The following is an 18,861-nucleotide window of genomic DNA, read 5'->3' on the forward strand; positions in this document are numbered from 1 at the left end:
AGATCTCTTACATCCTTTGTTACACACTTTTCCCCTCATAGTCTAGCAATTCATGGTTGCCAGGTAGAAACTTATGGACCTTATCTCCAAGATTATATGAGGCAGTGATTCTTTTCGAAGTAATCTTACCACTTGCTCCCATACGTGTCAACAAAATTTAACATTTTTCTACATTAAATATCGAACGTTCACAAAAAACCATACAAAAGTATTCGTATTCTAAAGAACCACCTTAAATGTAAGCCCTTTCTTTAACGCTGAATATAGTATATAACAAAACCAGCATATAAAAAAGCCTAATTGTAAAAACAATTAGGCTTTTTTTATGAACTTTTTTCTTGTACATCATTAATGAGCACTTCACGTGGTTTACTACCTTCATACGGACCTACTACACCATTCATTTCCATTGCATCAATTAATCGGGCAGCACGGGTATAACCAACTCTAAACCTACGTTGCAACATAGAAACAGAGGCTGTTTGCATTTCCACTACGAGCTGAACTGCTTCATCATATAATTCATCTTCTACTTCCTGCTTCGTATCAGGAACATCTTGCGGAATCATATCTTCTTGATATTGCGCTTTTTGCTGACCAATAACATATTCTACAACTCTCTCAACTTCATCATCTGATAAAAACGCACCTTGTACACGTACAGGCTTCGATGCACCAATTGGTATAAATAGCATATCCCCACGACCTAGCAGTTTCTCTGCACCACCGCCGTCAAGAATTGTACGAGAATCTGTTTGAGAAGATACAGCGAATGCAATACGTGACGGAATATTCGCTTTAATAACTCCCGTAATTACATCAACTGATGGACGTTGCGTTGCAATAATTAAATGAATACCGGCAGCACGAGCCATTTGCGCTAGACGCATAATCGCATCCTCTACATCCGACGAAGCAACCATCATTAAATCTGCTAACTCGTCCACAATTACGACAATATAAGGTAATTCCGGTTGTTTCGCTTCTGACTGATTATTATGCTCTTTTATATAATCATTATATCCTTCAATATTTCGCGTGCCACTATGAGCAAATAACTCATAACGGCGCTCCATTTCACTTACAACTTTTTTCAATGCTTGCGATGCCTTTTTCGGATCCGTTACAACTGGTGTTAACAAATGAGGCACACCGTTATATACATTTAACTCTACCATTTTCGGATCAATCATCATTAATTTTACTTCATGTGGTTTTGCACGCATTAAAATACTAACAATAATACCGTTAATACATACACTCTTCCCGCTACCTGTAGCACCTGCCACTAGTAAATGGGGCATTTTATTTAAGCGGGCTAATACAGCTTCACCTGTAATATCTCGTCCAAGGCCTATTAACAGCTTCTCTTCCGGATGATTGTTAGCTTTAGAATCAAGAACTTCTCTAAGCGTTACCATGGAGACTTCTGAGTTCGGAACTTCAATTCCTACAGCTGATTTCCCGGGAATAGGCGCTTCAATACGAATGTCTTTCGCCGCTAACGCAAGTGCTAAATCATCACTTAAACCGACGATTTTGCTTACCTTTACTCCCATATCAGGATACACTTCATATTTTGTAACTGCAGGACCTCTATGTACTTTTGTTACTTTCGCTTTCACTCCAAAACTTTGGAAAGTACGTTCTAATTTACGAGCATTCTCATAAATTTCCGCATTTTCATTTGTAACTTGCTTATTCTTTGGAAATTTCAATATATCAAGCGCAGGAAGCTTGTAATCTTTATTTTCTACATTTGAAAATTGCATAGGAGGTGCTTGTGTTTCCCCCTCTAGCGATTCAACGATTTTTTCTCCACGCTTTTTCTTCGGCTCTTCAACTGGTGGAGCCTCTTCAATAAACGGTGAAGTGATTAACTCTTCTTCCTCTACTTCAATTCGTTTATCCTCTTCTTCATTTACAGGATAATTCTCAGTGAAATTCGAAATAATCGGAGGATCAATTGAGATTTCTTCCATCGGCTCAATAATTTCTTCATGTTCTGCAGCACGTTTGCTCCTTGTGCTTCTTGTTGTTTTTTTCTTTTCTGTTTGTTCAGCTGTTCTTTTGGCTCTCCAATCTTTATAGTCCCCTTGCATCACTTGAAATTGACTTCTAAGAATTCTACCAACTGGAGCTAACACTTCTCCAATATGCTTATTTGTTATACAAAGTATACCGAGAATAACTAAAATAATACCAATAATATAAGCTCCTACTTCGTCAAATAAGAAGTAACAAGTGGCGAACATAAGTGCACCAAACATGCCACCACCTAAATGAACGCTATCTGGCCCTTTTTTCATTTCAAGAAAGAAATTATCTTTCGTACTTACAATAACAGAAGTATTTTGCACTGCTCCATCTTTCGTAAGAAGGTTAAATAATGTAATATGACTAAACATTAATATCGCCAATACTATTAAATAAAAACCGATTAACCGTTTATTTAAAAGGTTCGGCCATCCACGTTTTATAACGAATGAAACGGATAAAGCTATTACACCTAACACACCAATTATGTACCACTCACCAAAGAAGAAGCGAAAAAATAACACAAACGATTTTCCTACAACGCCTAGCTGTAAAATCGTAATGATTGAAAGTGCAAAAAGAGTTAAACCGACGATTTCATAATACAAAGTTGGCTTTATCGTACGTCTTGCCTTTGCCTTCGTCCCTCTTTGCTTTTGTTTTGCCATTTCTTCACCTCGTGATCTACATATAAGTAAAAATTCCTAAAAAACTCTGCTTATATGTTTGTTTTCTCTATTTTTTCAGGTCTTTATATCTTCTATTTTTACACTTCTTGTAAAATGTTAAATAAACAGAAGAAAGCAGCCCTCTCATGGCTGCTCAACCGTCTTGTTTTTTATATTATACCATAGCTTCTAAACAAAATCCTTCTTTTTGCTAAAAGGTTATTTTCTGTCCCGGCTCAAACTCTAAGTAGTGAAGCGGATCCGTACTTAACACGCGTACAATAGAATAATACCCATGTTCTTCCTCTGAAACCATTAATTCAACACCATTTATATTTACGACTTTTTGACTTTCACATTGCGAATAATCGGCTGGATACACGAGTTGCTCTGGCATAATTGTATATAAAATCATTGTAACATTGTCCCTTCTGCATGATCATCCGCGCGATTATCTATTAATTCGTTTAATTTTCGAATCGCATTTCCGATACCACCGACATCATCTATAAGACCATACTTCACTGCATCTCCACCAATTACATTCGTACCAATATCTCGTGTCAAATTCCCTTTCGCAAACATAAGCTCTTTAAAACGATCTTCCGTTACTTTCGAATGCTTCGTCACAAAGCGAATGACTCTTTCTTGCATTTTATCTAAATACTCAAATGTTTGCGGCACACCTATAACAAGACCTGTTAGACGAATCGGATGAATTGTCATCGTCGCAGTTTCTGCAATAAATGAATAGTCTGTAGAAACTGCAATCGGTACACCGATAGAATGCCCTCCGCCTAAAACTAAAGATACTGTCGGTTTTGAAAGTGAAGCGACCATCTCAGAAATTGCTAGCCCAGCTTCAACGTCACCTCCAACTGTATTTAACACTAAAAGCAAGCCTTCAATTTTCGGATTTTGTTCAATCGCAACAATTTGCGGAATAATATGCTCATATTTTGTTGTTTTATTTTGCGGTGGCAACTGAACATGACCTTCCACCTGTCCAACAATTGTTAAACAATGAATACGTGATTCATTCATTTGCGGTACATTCGTTTGTCCAAGCTGCTGAATTTTTTCCACTATTGAAGCTTCTTTTCCGGTTTCTTTCGGCTCAGCCTCTTTCTCTTCATTTGTATAACGATCACGTTCTGTCATATCGCATCCCCTTTCACTCGTATATAATTAGTATTTCTTAAGTTATAAATTTCATTCGATAGAGTGAAAAAAGAAAAAAATCACCCGTAAAGGTGATTTTTTTTATACTTCCATAATAATCGGTAAAATCATAGGTTTTCTCTTCGTCTCTTCGTACAAGAACTGCCCTAATAATTCACGAATATTTTGTTTTAACATAGACCATTCAATTGAATATTCTTTAATTGATTGCTCAACAATCATACGTACAATCTCTGTAGAGCGGTCAATTAACGCTTCTGATTCACGTACATATACAAATCCACGTGAGATGATTTCTGGACCAGAGATAATTTTCTTTTCATCTTTACCCAGTGTTACAACAACTACTAATATTCCATCTTGAGATAACATTTTTCTATCTCGAAGAACGATATTACCAACGTCACCTACACCTAATCCATCAATTAACACATTACCAGCTTGCACTTTGCCAACTAAGTTTGCTTCATCGTCACCAAAAGCAATTACATCGCCTTTTTCTACAATAAAGATATTTTCTCTTGCAATACCTACATCTTCAGCTAAGTATGCATGTGCTTTTTGCATACGGAACTCACCATGTACGGGTACAAAATATTTCGGTTTCATTAAATTTAACATTAATTTTAATTCTTCTTGGCTACCGTGACCTGAAACGTGAACTTTTCTTTCACCGTAATAAACAACTTCAGCTCCCGCTCTAAATAACAAGTCAATAATTTTTGATACAGATATTTCATTACCTGGAATTGGAGATGCCGCGATAATAACCGTATCACCTTTACGAATTGAAATTTGTTTATGAGCTTGCTTTGCCATTCTAGAAAGGGCTGCCATCGGTTCACCTTGGCTACCTGTCGTTAAAATAGCTACCTTTTTCTCTGGGAAATTGTCTACTTCTTGTAGTGAAATAACCATACCTTCTGGAACATCTAAATAACCAAGACGTCTTGCGATATCTACCACTTTCACCATACTACGTCCTACAACCGCTACTTTTCGTCCTGTTTCAGCAGCTGCATCAAATACTTGTTGAATACGATGTACATTCGATGCAAATGAAGCAACGATAATACGTCCTTCTGCGCCGTAGAACACTTTAGAAATTTCTACACCAACTTCTTTTTCAGAACCTGTATAGCCTGGACGCTCAGCATTTGTACTATCAGATAATAAGCATAGAACGCCTTCATTTCCGATTTGAGCCATTTTCCCAAGGTCTGCTCCACTATTTCCAATTGGAGTTTGATCGAATTTAAAGTCTCCCGTATATACGATCGCACCTTTTGATGTATGGAAACAAACACCAACAGAATCTGGAATACTATGTGTCGTTCCAAAGAATGACACCGTTGTAGTATTGAACTCTACTGTTGAATTTGAATCGATTGTTTTTAAATCTACACGGCCTAACATACCCGCTTCGCCAAGTTTTTCTTGTATAAGTCCTACCGTTAATTTCGTTGCATACACTGGAATTGATAATTTACGAAGTACGTAAACAATGCCACCAATATGATCTTCATGACCGTGAGTAATAAATAAACCTTTTACTCGCTCTTGGTTTTCTACTAAATATGTAATATCAGGAATAACGATATCAATTCCAAACATTTCATCTCCCGGGAACATTAACCCTGCATCTACAATAAAGATTTCAGAATCAATTTCAACACAGTACATGTTTTTCCCGATTTCACCTACTCCACCAAGAGCAAATACTTTAACAGACTCATTCTCTTTTCTCTTCATGTTGTTGCCTGGTTTAAAAATCTTTCAAACACTGATTTCACTAAAATTGCAGAGACACCAGGGGAAACTCTACAACCACCATATATTCACCGTCCAAGACGAATGTCCTTACCGTTATGCGATATCATGTCCTTGTTTATTTTTTAAACCAGGTTTCACCTCTCTTTCATTATATAAATCAAATATCTTATTCGATATGATATGAAAATGTAATCAAATTATAATTTTTACCAATTTTGCTAAGCATACCCGTACTAAGCTACTTAGCCATATTATACCTGATACAAGAAATAGAACACAAGTTAAATCGTGCGAAAGAAAAAGGAAAAGAACGCATTCCCAACAAACTTATCGAACTGATGTCCTTTATATTTACTCCGATTTCGTACCCCATATCGTTTTAAAGAAATAGCTATAAATACTCTAAATTTATTTCATAATATAGATTTTAAAGACTTATTTTTCTAGAATTGAACAAAAATACTTATAAAATGGAGTTTTTTTATGAATTACGTCATATTTGAAGTAATTACTCTCAAAAATAGAATTGGTACTTTATTACGTTTATATAAGCGTTCATTCTATAAATAACTATGACTTTTTAATTCCTTTAAAGGGTTAAGATTATTTTCTTTTACATGTTGCAATATATAATGAAAAACCAGTTAATGATCTTATAAAAACATATATAGGCAAGATAAGAAAAGAGAGGGAAAGACTTTCATACAAATAAAAAATGACCTAGTTCTATACTAGGTCATTTTTTATTAACGAGGGATAGATTGCATAACAGATTGTAACGTTACTCTTTCTTCTTCTGTTAATGGAAGAAGTGGTAAACGTACAGAACCTACATCTAATCCAACCATTTGTAACGCTGTTTTTACTGGTGTTGGACTTGGCGCCATAAATAATGAATCCGTTACTCTTACAAGTAATTGATGTAATTTTTGCGCCTTCTTAAATTCACCTGCTTGGAACGCTGCAATCATTTCTTGCATTTCATTTCCGATAACATGAGATGCTACAGAAACGATACCTTTCGCTCCAACTGCCATAGCTGGTAGCGTTAAACCGTCATCACCGCTGTATACTGCAAAGTCGTCCGCTGTTTTTTCAATGATTTCTGTCATTGTTAACACATCGCCGCCTGCATCTTTAATCGCAACAATGTTTTCTATTTCTGATAAACGAACAACTGTATCAACGGAGATTTGTACAATAGATCGTCCTGGAACGTTATATAGCATAACCGGAAGCGGCGTGCTTTCAGCAATTGCTTTAAAGTGCTGATACATTCCTTCTTGACTCGGTTTGTTATAATACGGTGCTACTAGCATTACTGCATCAACACCAACCTCTGTTGCCTTTTTTGTTAAGTCAATAGAAGCATGCGTATTATTACTACCTGTTCCAGCGATTACGGGCACCCTTTTATCGACAACAGATACGACATGGCGATATAACGCTACTTTTTCTTCTGAAGTTAATGTAGGAGATTCTCCTGTCGTTCCTCCTACCACGATTGCTGTTGTACCGTTATCAATTAAATAATTTACCAATTTCGTTGTCTTTGCAAAATCGATATTGCCGTTTATATCAAACGGTGTTACCATCGCGGTTGCAATTGTCCCAAAATCTATCATGGTCTCACTCCTTATTGTTCCAGTTGCTTTTCTTTTGAAAGCTCAAACGCACTATGTAATGCATTTACAGCCTCCACTAAATCAGTTTCTTTTACAAGAACCCAAATAGTTGTATGACTATCTGCTGATTGCAGAATTTGAATACCTTTTTCAGCTAAAGCTGTAACGATTTTCGCAGTAACCCCTGGGTATCCTGCCATTCCAGCTCCTACAATAGATACTTTCGCACAATGCTCTGTCACAATTGGCTCATATCCAAGGTTTTGTAATAGTTCAACTGCACGATTTGATACATTATCACTCACCGTATAAGCTACCCCAGTAGGTGAAATGTTAATTAAATCGACACTGATTCCTTCATTCGCCATTTCTTTAAACACATGCTGCTGCAAATCATATGCTGTTTCTTTTGCAAGTACTTTAATTTGCGTCACATTTGATACATGTGCAATACCTGTAACAGGACGTTCTTCTACATCACGGCCTTTTGTAGCGCCGTCAGATGCTGAAATAAGCGTACCTTCACTATCAGAGTACGTAGAACGTACACGAAGCGGTACTTTTGCATGCATCGCAATTTCAACTGCACGTGGATGAACGACTTTTGCACCTTGGTATGCCATGTTACAAATTTCGTTATACGTTACAGTTTGAAGATGACGTGCATCTTTTACAATGCGAGGATCCGCAGTCATCACACCTTCTACATCTGTGAAGATATCGATATATTCAGCATGAAGCGCAACACCTAAAGCTGAAGCTGAAGTATCACTACCTCCGCGTCCAAGTGTTGTCGTATCACCTTTTTTCGTTTGTCCTTGGAATCCTGTCACAACGATTACATCTACATTTTCTAGCTCTTCGTGTATACGATCACAATTCATTTCAATAATCTTAGCATTTGTAAAATCATCATTTGTTACAAAACCAGCTTGTGCACCATTTAATGCCGCCGCTTTTATACCGTTCTCATTTAACATGTTAGAGAAAACGATTGCTGAGATTAATTCTCCGCATGATAATAATAAATCTTGCTCACGATTAGAAATATGAGATTCCTCTTGATTTACAAGACTTAACAACGTATCAGTTGCATATGGTTCACCTTTACGACCCATAGCAGATACGACAGTCACTACTTTATAACCCGCATCTAGCGATTTTTTTATATGATGAAGCGCATGCTTACGTCCATTTTCATCACGTACAGATGTCCCACCAAATTTTTGAACAATAATTTTCATATTTTGCACCTTCTCTTAGCCGTTTACACTAATTGTAATTTTACTAAGCGCTCTGCAATTTGAACAGAATTCCATGCAGCGCCTTTTAATAAGTTATCAGATACGACCCAAAGATGGAATCCTTTATCGTTATTTAAATCTTTACGGATTCTTCCAACGAATACTTCGTTTTTACCTACTGCAGTAGCTGGCATTGGATATAATTGCTCTTCTGGGTTATCTTGCAGAACGATACCTTCCGCATTTGCAAGTAAGTTCTTTAATTCCTCTACTGTTACGCCCTCTTTTTCTACTTCAATGTAAACAGACTCAGAGTGACCTGATACAACTGGTAAACGTACACATGTTGCCGCTACTTCTAGCTCTGGCATATGCATAATTTTTTTCGTTTCATTAATCATTTTCATTTCTTCAAATGTAAATCCATTATCTTGGAACTTATCAATCTGTGGAATCGCGTTGAAAGCAATCGGGAAATGTTTCTTATCACCTGATACAGGTAAAACATTCGCCTTCACTTCTTCACCATTTAAGATTGCTTGTGATTGTTCATGAAGTTCTTCAATCGCTGCCGCACCAGCACCTGATACAGCTTGATATGTGGAAACGATTACTCGTTTTAAACCATATTGCTGACGAACTGGCTCAAGAGCTACTACCATTTGAATTGTAGAACAGTTTGGATTTGCAATAATACCGTTATGTTCTTTTAAGTCGTTTTCATTTACTTCAGGTACAACAAGTGGCACGTTTTCTGTCATACGGAATGCACTTGTATTATCAACAACAATCGCACCGCGCTTTGCTGCTTCTGGCGCTAATTGTTTTGATACAGATCCACCAGCACTAAATAGTGCGATATCTACTCCTTCAAAACTTTCAGGAGTTGCCTCTTGAACTGTAAATTCTTCGCCTTTAAATACAAGTTTCTTACCTGCAGATCGTTTAGATGAAAGTAACGTTAACTTCCCGATTGGAAATTCTCGTTTCTCTAAAGTATTTAACATTTGTTCACCAACTGCGCCGGTTGCTCCAACTACAGCGACATGAAAAGTTTTTTGCTTTTCCATCACTATGCCCCTTTCTAGATACCAATCCTTCTATAACTTAGAATGAGAAGGAGTATAGAATACCCCTTCTAATCTTAATAACGTTAATTTTATCATATTCTACAGTAAGAATGATGGTTTCATCAAAAATTGTCCGTTTTTTTTCGTTTTTTAATTCATATATCTGAATTTTTCTACGACAACCGGTTGCAATTGCTTCCCTTGCAGTGCTTCTAATACTGTATCTTCAAGCAGCTCCATGCGTGCTACCATTGAGTTCGGTTTTTTCTCTGGTGCGTCTTGACCGAATGGGACGAAGTAGATGTTTTTTGTGGCCATTAGGCGCATGAGATTTACTCCATTAAGCCCTAAAGCATCATTCGTCGAAACGGCTAATACGACAGGCTTGCCATTTCTTAGCGTCGCTTTCGCTGCCATTAATACCGGAGAGTCTGTCATTGCATTCGCAAATTTACTCATAGAATTTCCCGTTAAAGGAGCAATTACCATACAATCTAATGGGATTTTAGGTCCAAGTGGTTCTGCGCCAACGATTGAATTAATCGCTTTAAAACCTGTTACTTCTTCAATCTTTTTAATCCATTCTGCCCCTTCGCCAAATCTCGTATTTGTTGATTGAACAGTGTAAGAAACAACTGGACGCACTTCAGCTCCCTCAGCAATTAACTTTTCTAAATGAGGCATTACTTCTTCGTACGTACAATGTGAACCCGTAAAACCAAACCCTATTCTTTTCCCTTTTAAATTCATTCCCCATTCTCCTTTCTTGCGATTACATCTTCTGCTAATAACTGAGAAAGAACGTTCGCTAAAATTTGTCCTGCTGTTTTTGGAGCAACAATACCTGGTAATCCAGGTGCTAACAACGCTTTGACTCCTCTTTTTTCTGCATATCTAAAGTCGGTACCGCCTGGTTTAGAAGCTAAATCAATTACTAACGTATGAGCCGGCATTTTTGAAATGACATTTGCTGTCACAACGAGATGTGGAATTGTATTAATGACAATATCGATATCCCCTACTTCTTTCTCAATGTTCTGCATATGAAAAGGAGAAAACATCATTTCTGTAATACGTGCAATATGTTCCGATCGTCTTGCTCCAACTTTGACATGGGCTCCTAATGATTGAAATGCTCTGGCAACGCTCATCCCTGTTCTACCAAATCCTAAAACCATTACATTAGAACCATGAATTGTATAGTCGGTATGTTGAATTACCATCATTAATGTACCTTCTACAGTTGGTATAGAATTGTAGATTGCCACATCATCACGATCAAATAATTTAATTAGTTTACGGTTTGTAGTAGATACGAGATTTTCCAAGTAAGGCGTACCAATACCTGAATATATAGTAAAATGTTCTGGTGTATTTTCAATTTGTTCTTTCGTTATAGAAACTTTTTCATTTGAAAAAATAGTATCTACTTCTCCCTTGGCATTTGTACCTGCAACTGGCAAAATAATTGCATCTAAAGAAGTGAAATCTAAATTTTGTATACTTTCTTTTGCTGCCCCTGTGAAGCCATGGTCTAACTGATCAAACCCTATCAATGAAAGTTTCGCATCCAATTCAACGAGCTTGCGAATTACTTCTAGCTGTCTTGCATCTCCTCCTATGACAGCAATATGCATCTCAGTCAACATTCCCTAATTCACCTTCTTTTTCTGTCATTTATAAGAAAAGTGCCTACTTTTTCTTTTTCCTCCACATCATATGTAATGTACGAGTTTTAGGTGATTGAAAAACAAAAAGCACCTATCATGTATCCCGCTATTTGTATGTAGGAAGGCCCTACCTCAAAATTCGGCATAGGAAAGATATTCTGTTGGATTTTGCTCTGAGTAAAATGAACAAAAAAAGATGACCAAAATGGCCATCTTTCACTTCGAATTTGAACGATCTGTAATATCACAAAGAATCATATCATGCCCCACTTTTTTAATTTGCCTCCATGCTACTCTTATTTCTTGTGGTTCCTTTTTGAAACCTCCCCATTTCCCAGCAGGTATAATAAGAGCCTGTATTTGTCCATCCTTCTCATCAACCTCTAAATCCACATAACCTAAAACCCCCATTTTTTCTGCTCTTTCTAAATTAACAATTTCTTTCCCACTTAGTTCACTTAATCGCATACTCTCTCCCCCTACCCAAATTATTCATTTAAGTTATCCATAATTAGTACCTATTCTATATACCCACAAAAAATAACCGTATCTCATTTAAAAGAGATACGGTTATTTTTAAATCATATATAGTAATTACAGTTTTATTCCTTTTGGAAGTTTTCCATCTGGACTAATTAATGCTGCAGAAAATTCATCTGTAAACATGTTACGAATTAACTCATCTACATTTTCTTTTGTTACCGTGTTTACACTTTCAATAATCTCATCAAGTGAACGGTGCTTACGAAGTAACAATTCATTTTTACCATTACGGCTCATACGACTATTCGTACTTTCTAAACTTAACATTAAGTTTCCTTTTAATTGCTCTTTACTATTCATAAGCTCTTTTTCTGTAATACCTGTATTTTTCAATGTTTCTAATGTTTCTTGCATTGTTTCATACAGTGTATCCAATTGTTGGCTACCTGTTCCACCATACAGCGTTAACATACCTGTATCTTCATAAGAAGAATGGTAAGAGAATACTGAGTAAGCTAACCCGCGTTGCTCACGTACTTCTTGGAATAAACGGCTACTCATACTACCGCCTAAAACGTTATTTAATACAATTAAGTTATAAATATCTTCGTGTCCCATTTGTAAGCCTTTATATCCTAAACATAAATGAGCTTGTTCTGTTTCCTTTTTACGTGCTACCTTATTAAAATGGAAAATTGGGCTATGTACTTGTTCACGGTTTGTCGTTCCTTCATAACTACCGAAATATTGCTCTACTGTTTGTAAAAAGGCTTCATCAATATTTCCTGCAATTGATACAACTACATTTTCAGGTGTGTAGTGATCCTTAATATATTGACGTAGCGTATCACCTGTAAACGTATTAAGCGTTTCTTCTGTTCCTAAAATAGGATATCCAAGCGGATGCGTTTCATATGTTGCTTTCGTTAACATATCATGCACAATATCATCTGGAGCATCTTCGTACATTTTAATTTCTTCACATACGACATTCTTCTCTTTTTTCAGTTCTTCTTCATCAAATGTTGAATTAAAGAACATATCTGCTAATACATCTAAAGCATATTTAGCATGCTCATCTAGCACTTTTGCATAGTAACAAGTGTATTCTTTTGAAGTAAAAGCATTCACTTGCCCACCAATGCTATCAAATGATTCTGCAATTTCACGTGCACTACGTGTTTCTGTTCCTTTAAAGAACATATGCTCTAAAAAGTGAGAAATCCCGTTATTTTTTTCATTTTCATTTCTTGATCCTGCATGGATCCAAATACCAATCGCAACCGATCTTACAGTTGGTATATTCTCCATAACTATTCTTACACCATTTTTACAAGTATATTTTTTAATCAAAAACTTTCCTCCTACTGCCAGTTTCTCTAAATAAGTGCTATTATTTAATGATAACAAGTTTAAGGATGAATGTCATGCAAATGTATTTAATCTACACGTTTTTCATCCAGTAATTCTGTTATATTCCCTACTTTATATCCTTGTTCCTTCAATTTTGTAATCATTGTATCTAATGCTTCTGTTGTGGACGAAGTAGGATGCATTAATACGATAGCACCTGGATGTATTTTTCTCATTACTCTCTGCAATAGTACACCTGGCTCAGGTCGCTTCCAATCAATTGTATCAACAGTCCACATAATCGTTCCCATTTGAAAATCATCTGCAATTTTCACGACTTCATCCCGAAAACTTCCACTCGGCGGTGCAAACCATCTTACCTTTTGATTCGTAGCTGCTTCGATCATTCGATTTGTTTTTTGTAACTGATCTCTTATTTCATCAGACGATAACGTTTTCATATTAGGGTGTGTGTAAGAATGATTTCCAACTTCTTGATTTGCATCGACAATCATTTTTGCAAATCGTAAATTTTCTTTCACCCAACGTCCTTCTAAAAAGAAAGTCGCCTTCACATCATGCTTTTTCAATATTTCTAATATACGAGGCAAATATTCATTTCCCCATGCCACATTTATTGTTAACCCGACCATCTTTTTATCCGGATGACCTCTATAAATTGGTGCTGGTGATAAATCTTCTAAGTGGACACTCGGTGATACTTCCTTGAATTCAAGATGTTTTTGATCAAACTGCTTTAATTTCTTCATATTGTTATAGGATGCTTCCATATCAACTTGTCTTCCATTATATCCTGGTGTTGCTTTCCATATCTTATCAATCATCGCATTTTGCGGTGCAATCTCATATTGTTTTGCATGCTTTTGAATTTCTTCATATAAGTAATCCTGTGCAAAAACAGAATAAGAACCTGCACTGACATATAAAAAGAATATACATATGTATGCCAATATACGAGTTTTCATATAAACCCTCCCATTAACTATATAAAAAACCATTTTTCTTCTTATCTTTGTTAATTTGAGCGTTATAATGAAAACTATACCTATACTGACATAAAAATATATGCAAATCATATTTTTACATAACAAAAAAAGCCAGTTAAACTGGCTTTTGCTTATTGCTGCTCTTGTTTGTTTTCTTCTTTAGCAGCTTCTTTTTCTTGCTCTTCTTTTAGCAATACTTTTCTAGATAAATTCACGCGACCTTGCTTGTCAATCTCGATAACTTTAACTGTAATTACATCACCGATTTTCACAACGTCTTCTACTTTACCTACACGCTCAAGTGCAAGTTCAGAAATGTGAACTAATCCATCTTTACCGCTGAATAATTCAACGAAAGCACCGAATTTCTCAACACGTTTCACTTTTCCTTCGTAGATTTCACCTACTTGTACTTCGCGAACGATATCCTCGATAATTTTCTTAGCTTTATCGTTCATTTCTTGATTTATTGAAGAAATGAATACTGTACCATCTTGCTCGATGTCAATTTTAACGCCAGTTTCTTCAATAATTTTATTGATTTGTTTACCGCTTGGTCCGATAACGTCACGGATTTTATCCGGGTTAATTGTCATTGTAATAATCTTTGGAGCGTACGCTGATAATTCAGTGCGTGGCTCTGCAATTACAGATAACATATGATCTAGAATGTGCATACGACCAACTTTCGCTTGTTGTAATGCCTCTTCTAAAATTTCACGAGATAGACCATCGATTTTAATGTCCATTTGTAGTGCAGTTACACCGTGTGCTGTACCTGCTACTTTAAAGTCCATATCACCTAAATGATCTTCCATACCTTGAATATCAGTTAAAATTGTGTAATGCTCACCTGATTTAACTAGACCCATTGCAATACCTGCAACTGGAGCTTTAAGTGGAACACCAGCATCCATCATTGCTAAAGTACTACCACAAATACTCGCTTGTGAAGTAGAACCATTTGATTCTAATACTTCAGATACAAGACGTACTGTGTATGGGAAATCTTTTTCAGACGGAATTACAGGCTCAAGAGCACGTTCTCCTAGTGCACCGTGACCAATTTCACGACGACCTGGTCCACGCATTGGTCTTGTTTCACCAACACTAAATGATGGGAAATTGTAATGGTGCATAAAGCGTTTTGATTCTTCTACACCAAGGCCATCTAAAATTTGCACATCGCCTAATGCGCCTAATGTACAAATACTTAATGCTTGTGTTTGTCCACGTGTGAATAAACCAGAACCGTGTGTACGAGATAAAATGCCAACCTCTGATGCTAATGGACGGATTTCGTCACCTTTACGGCCATCTGGGCGGATTTTCTCAACTGTAATAAGACGACGTACTTCTTCTTTTACAATTTTATATAAAATCTCATTTACTTGTCCTAATGTATCAGCATCAGCTTCTTGCGCTTCGTAATGCTCAATTACACGCTTTTTCACTTCGTTAATTGCATCTTCACGTGCATGTTTCTCATGTACTTGAATTGCAGAATGCATATCCTTCTCAGCCATTTCACGTACAGCTTGGTTAAGATCAGCGTCAACTTCATAAAGTTTCACTTCTGATTTCTCTTTACCTACAGCTTGTACAATCTCTTCTTGGAATGCAATTAGACGTTTAATTTCGTCATGACCAAACATAATTGCTTCTAACATTGTTTCCTCAGGCACTTGATCTGCTCCTGCTTCAACCATGTTAATTGCATCTTTCGTACCAGCTACAACAAGGTGAATATCACTTTGTTCTTGCTGTTCTACTGTTGGGTTGATAACGAATTCGCCGTTAATACGACCAACTGTTGCACCCGCGATCGGACCTTCAAATGGAATGTCTGAAATCGATAACGCTAATGAAGAACCAAGCATAGCTGCCATTTCAGAAGAACAATCTTGATCAACACTCATTACGATGCTGACAACTTGTACTTCGTTACGGAATCCATCTGCGAAAAGTGGACGAATTGGACGGTCGATTAAACGACTTGCCAAAATTGCTTTTTCACTTGGACGACCTTCACGTTTAATGAAACCGCCAGGAATTTTTCCGACTGCATATAAACGCTCTTCATAGTTTACTGTAAGTGGGAAGAAATCTACATTTTTTGCTTCTTTTGATGCAGTTGCTGTAGATAGAACCGCTGTATCGCCATATCTTACTAATACTGCTCCGTTCGCTTGCTTTGCAAGCTGACCTGTTTCAACTGTTAGCTGGCGACCAGCTAAATCTATCGAGAAGACTTGCTTTTCTTGACTCATTTAAGTACCCCTCTCAATTTAAAGTATTCAATTCTTCTATGTAAATGGATAGTATATCACAATATTCTACCTCTAGTATTACCGAAAATGAAGTAAGCTATAAAGAGTAGAAGATATATTTTTACCTAACAAAAAAGCGGGAATATTCCCGCTTCTTTGACTATCGACGTAAGCCAAGCTTTGTGATTAATTCACGGTAACGTGTGATATCGCTATTACGAAGGTAAGTTAGTAAGTTACGACGTTTACCAACCATCTTTAATAGACCACGACGTGAATGATGATCTTTCTTGTGAGTACGTAAGTGCTCGTTTAGAGTGTTAATTTGCTCCGTTAGGACAGCAATTTGAACCTCTGGAGAACCAGTATCAGTCTCATGAGTTCTAAATTGTGCAATGATTTCATTTTTACGCTCTTGTGTTAAAGCCATCCTATTTCACCTCCTATTAATTAAACCCCCGATTACCTAGCAAGCGTCGGTGAGTCGCAATGCCAAGCAATGGTTGTCATAAAGTACATAACATAGAATACTACTTTTCATTTGAAAAAGCAAGTATATTATTTTCGTTCGCAAAATATTCTTGTGCTGTTTTCTTATCTTTTGCGATTTGTTCAACTAACTCATCGATGCCATTGAATTTCTTCTCTTCTCTTATACGCATATGCCACTCTACTGTAACATTTTGATCATATATGTCTTTGTTAAATTCAAATAAGTGCACTTCAATAGATAGTTGGCGCTCATCTTCTTTAAAGGTTGGTTTATATCCAATATTACATACACCATCGTACCATTCATCGTGAACTTTTAATCTCACTGCATAAACACCTACAGGTGGTAATAGATACTCATCACTTAAACCTACATTAGCTGTTGGGAAACCAATTTGACGTCCACGTTTATCACCGTGTACAACCGTTCCTCCTACTGTATATGCTCTACCTAAAATAGATGGAATTTGCTCCATTTCGCCATTTCGAATTAACTTTCGTAATGCCGTAGAACTTACTTTCTCTTCTTGAAATTCAACTTTTTCAATCACAGTCTGTGTAAACTCCCCTCTTGCATGAAATGGTAAAGTCTCCATCTTTCCTTTTCCTAAACGTCCATATGAATAATCAAACCCTGCTACTACATGCTTTACATTTAAACCAATAATATAATCATCTACAAATTGTTGTGGCAATAAGCCTGCAAATGATTCATCGAATTTAACAACATATAATATATCGATTCCTAAACTCTCGACTATTTTTTCTTTATCACACATTGGTGTAATATACTCCGCATGCGCTTCCTTTTTACCTAAAACAACAGATGGATGCGGATAAAATGTCATCACTGCACTTTTATATCCCTTTTCATCCGCTATTTGTTTCGCAGTTCGAATCACACATTGATGTCCTAAATGAATGCCATCAAAAAATCCTAATGCCATTACAGTAGGTGGTAATTCTAATTTATTTTGTTCATGTGGATGAGTTAAATGAATAAGTTTCACGCTTGAATTCACCTTTTTCTGTAATAATCCTTCCAATAATTCATTATAGCTTTAGTTCTTGATTATTCACAAGTACTTTCATCGGCTTTAGCATACCAGGGTGTTTTGGATGGTGCTCATAAATTGCAAGGCAACGATCGTTTTTATCAAACACTGTTATAAACGGCGCCGTTATTTGCAATTCATTTTTTAAGAACATACCATTTTTTATTTTTTCTGCTTGCTTTTCATCTACAACCATTTTCGGGAACTTACTTAATGCTTCATCAATTGAAATGAAGATAGACTCTACTGTTCCATTTTGCACGTTTTCTTCAATTTCTTCAAATGATATGCAATCTTCTAATACAAATTCACCTGAAGCCGTTCTTACAAGGTGAGACATATGTGATGGAAAACCAAGTTTTTCACCAATCATTACCGCTAACGTTCTTACATATGTCCCTTTACTACACGTTACACGGAAACGGAATGAAATATTTTCTCCTTCAAACACTTCACGATCATCTAGTAATACAAATTCATGAATTGTAATTGTACGAACTGGACGTTCAACCTCTTGTCCTGCTCTTGCATATTCATATAATTTTTTTCCGTTAACTTTTACAGCCGAAAACATCGGAGGCATTTGCTCAATCGTACCTGTTAATGTCGCAAGAGCCTCTTCCACTTCTTTACGAGTAATAACACGGTCTACATGTTTCGTTTCCACAACTTCACCAGAAGCATCTTCAGTTGTTGTTGAAAACCCTAATGTCACTTCACCTTCATATGTTTTCGTCTCACTCGTTAAAAATTGTGCAATCTTTGTTGCTCGCCCAACACAAATCGGCAATACTCCTGTTACATCTGGATCTAATGTTCCTGTATGACCAATTCGTTTTTCACGCAATATCTTTCTTAATTTAAATACACAATCATGTGATGTCATGCCTTTTGGCTTATGTAATAATACTACACCTTCCATATATGCTCAC

Annotated in this window: 16 protein-coding genes and 1 riboswitch; all 16 genes read right to left on the reverse strand. The window is 36.5% G+C overall.

What is annotated here, in order from left to right; translation table 11 throughout:
• Nucleotides 1–18: 18 nt before the first annotated feature.
• A riboswitch (purine riboswitch) is annotated at nt 19–120 on the reverse strand.
• Between the two features lie 203 nt (nt 121–323).
• Nucleotides 324–2,705: a DNA translocase FtsK gene (locus NST14_RS18890; RefSeq protein WP_001118775.1), complete on the reverse strand. Its 2,382-nt coding sequence runs from the start codon at nt 2,703–2,705 to the stop codon at nt 324–326.
• A 211-nt stretch (nt 2,706–2,916) separates the two neighbouring features.
• A complete protein-coding gene (locus tag NST14_RS18895; protein ID WP_000605027.1) occupies nt 2,917–3,120 on the reverse strand; it encodes a YlzJ-like family protein in 204 nt (67 codons plus the stop codon).
• Nucleotides 3,117–3,866, reverse strand: coding sequence for a translocation-enhancing protein TepA (gene tepA, locus NST14_RS18900; protein WP_000139815.1), 750 nt, complete (start codon nt 3,864–3,866; stop codon nt 3,117–3,119). Before tepA ends, NST14_RS18895 begins: the two co-directional genes overlap by 4 nt.
• A gap of 102 nt (nt 3,867–3,968) precedes the next feature.
• On the reverse strand, nt 3,969–5,639 hold the full coding sequence (locus NST14_RS18905) for a ribonuclease J (protein WP_000823084.1): 1,671 nt from the start codon (nt 5,637–5,639) through the stop codon (nt 3,969–3,971).
• Nucleotides 5,640–6,406: 767 nt separating this feature from the next.
• On the reverse strand, nt 6,407–7,285 hold the full coding sequence (gene dapA, locus NST14_RS18910) for a 4-hydroxy-tetrahydrodipicolinate synthase (protein WP_000564761.1): 879 nt from the start codon (nt 7,283–7,285) through the stop codon (nt 6,407–6,409).
• Nucleotides 7,286–7,296: 11 nt separating this feature from the next.
• Nucleotides 7,297–8,529, reverse strand: coding sequence for an aspartate kinase (gene dapG, locus NST14_RS18915; protein WP_000692473.1), 1,233 nt, complete (start codon nt 8,527–8,529; stop codon nt 7,297–7,299).
• A gap of 23 nt (nt 8,530–8,552) precedes the next feature.
• On the reverse strand, nt 8,553–9,599 hold the full coding sequence (asd, locus tag NST14_RS18920; RefSeq protein WP_000414848.1) for an aspartate-semialdehyde dehydrogenase: 1,047 nt from the start codon (nt 9,597–9,599) through the stop codon (nt 8,553–8,555).
• Nucleotides 9,600–9,749: 150 nt separating this feature from the next.
• Nucleotides 9,750–10,349: a dipicolinate synthase subunit B gene (dpaB, locus tag NST14_RS18925; protein WP_001049480.1), complete on the reverse strand. Its 600-nt coding sequence runs from the start codon at nt 10,347–10,349 to the stop codon at nt 9,750–9,752.
• Nucleotides 10,346–11,248 carry a dipicolinic acid synthetase subunit A gene (gene dpaA / locus NST14_RS18930; RefSeq protein ID WP_000954725.1) on the reverse strand — a complete coding sequence of 301 codons (903 nt, stop codon included), beginning with the start codon at nt 11,246–11,248 and terminating at the stop codon, nt 10,346–10,348. Before dpaA ends, dpaB begins: the two co-directional genes overlap by 4 nt.
• A 237-nt stretch (nt 11,249–11,485) precedes the next feature.
• Nucleotides 11,486–11,737 carry a YlmC/YmxH family sporulation protein gene (locus tag NST14_RS18935; protein WP_001239753.1) on the reverse strand — a complete coding sequence of 84 codons (252 nt, stop codon included), beginning with the start codon at nt 11,735–11,737 and terminating at the stop codon, nt 11,486–11,488.
• 126 nt (nt 11,738–11,863) lie between these two features.
• Nucleotides 11,864–13,105 carry a M16 family metallopeptidase gene (locus NST14_RS18940; protein ID WP_000592994.1) on the reverse strand — a complete coding sequence of 414 codons (1,242 nt, stop codon included), beginning with the start codon at nt 13,103–13,105 and terminating at the stop codon, nt 11,864–11,866.
• 86 nt (nt 13,106–13,191) lie between these two features.
• A complete protein-coding gene (locus tag NST14_RS18945; protein WP_229142888.1) occupies nt 13,192–14,091 on the reverse strand; it encodes a polysaccharide deacetylase family protein in 900 nt (299 codons plus the stop codon).
• Nucleotides 14,092–14,243: 152 nt separating this feature from the next.
• Entirely contained in the window at nt 14,244–16,382 is a 2,139-nt protein-coding gene (pnp, locus tag NST14_RS18950; RefSeq protein ID WP_000076746.1) for a polyribonucleotide nucleotidyltransferase, read from the reverse strand.
• 160 nt (nt 16,383–16,542) lie between these two features.
• Nucleotides 16,543–16,812 (reverse strand): 30S ribosomal protein S15, encoded by a 270-nt coding sequence (rpsO, locus tag NST14_RS18955; RefSeq protein ID WP_001229392.1) that lies wholly within the window; start codon nt 16,810–16,812, stop codon nt 16,543–16,545.
• A 100-nt stretch (nt 16,813–16,912) separates the two neighbouring features.
• Complete coding sequence (gene ribF / locus NST14_RS18960; RefSeq protein WP_000766710.1) at nt 16,913–17,884, reverse strand: bifunctional riboflavin kinase/FAD synthetase; 972 nt, start codon at nt 17,882–17,884, stop codon at nt 16,913–16,915.
• Nucleotides 17,885–17,927: 43 nt separating this feature from the next.
• Nucleotides 17,928–18,851 carry a tRNA pseudouridine(55) synthase TruB gene (gene truB, locus NST14_RS18965; protein WP_000399338.1) on the reverse strand — a complete coding sequence of 308 codons (924 nt, stop codon included), beginning with the start codon at nt 18,849–18,851 and terminating at the stop codon, nt 17,928–17,930.
• Between the last annotated feature and the right edge of the window lie 10 nt (nt 18,852–18,861).

Origin of the sequence: Bacillus sp. FSL W8-0519, from assembly GCF_038005585.1 — a bacterium.
GTDB classification, from domain to species: domain Bacteria; phylum Bacillota; class Bacilli; order Bacillales; family Bacillaceae_G; genus Bacillus_A; species Bacillus_A paranthracis.

Bases quoted from the DNA above. Each gene is read 5' to 3' on its own strand.
- tepA (WP_000139815.1), bottom strand. From the start codon at position 3,866: ATGACAGAACGTGATCGTTATACAAATGAAGAGAAAGAGGCTGAGCCG.
- truB (WP_000399338.1), bottom strand. From the start codon at position 18,851: ATGGAAGGTGTAGTATTATTACATAAGCCAAAAGGCATGACATCACAT.
- NST14_RS18905 (WP_000823084.1), bottom strand. From the start codon at position 5,639: ATGAAGAGAAAAGAGAATGAGTCTGTTAAAGTATTTGCTCTTGGTGGA.
- dpaA (WP_000954725.1), bottom strand. From the start codon at position 11,248: ATGTTGACTGAGATGCATATTGCTGTCATAGGAGGAGATGCAAGACAG.
- pnp (WP_000076746.1), bottom strand. From the start codon at position 16,382: ATGAGTCAAGAAAAGCAAGTCTTCTCGATAGATTTAGCTGGTCGCCAG.
- rpsO (WP_001229392.1), bottom strand. From the start codon at position 16,812: ATGGCTTTAACACAAGAGCGTAAAAATGAAATCATTGCACAATTTAGA.
- NST14_RS18890 (WP_001118775.1), bottom strand. From the start codon at position 2,705: ATGGCAAAACAAAAGCAAAGAGGGACGAAGGCAAAGGCAAGACGTACG.
- dapG (WP_000692473.1), bottom strand. From the start codon at position 8,529: ATGAAAATTATTGTTCAAAAATTTGGTGGGACATCTGTACGTGATGAA.
- NST14_RS18895 (WP_000605027.1), bottom strand. From the start codon at position 3,120: ATGATTTTATATACAATTATGCCAGAGCAACTCGTGTATCCAGCCGAT.
- NST14_RS18945 (WP_229142888.1), bottom strand. From the start codon at position 14,091: ATGAAAACTCGTATATTGGCATACATATGTATATTCTTTTTATATGTC.
- NST14_RS18935 (WP_001239753.1), bottom strand. From the start codon at position 11,737: ATGCGATTAAGTGAACTAAGTGGGAAAGAAATTGTTAATTTAGAAAGA.
- dpaB (WP_001049480.1), bottom strand. From the start codon at position 10,349: ATGAATTTAAAAGGGAAAAGAATAGGGTTTGGTTTTACGGGTTCACAT.
- asd (WP_000414848.1), bottom strand. From the start codon at position 9,599: ATGGAAAAGCAAAAAACTTTTCATGTCGCTGTAGTTGGAGCAACCGGC.
- dapA (WP_000564761.1), bottom strand. From the start codon at position 7,285: ATGATAGATTTTGGGACAATTGCAACCGCGATGGTAACACCGTTTGAT.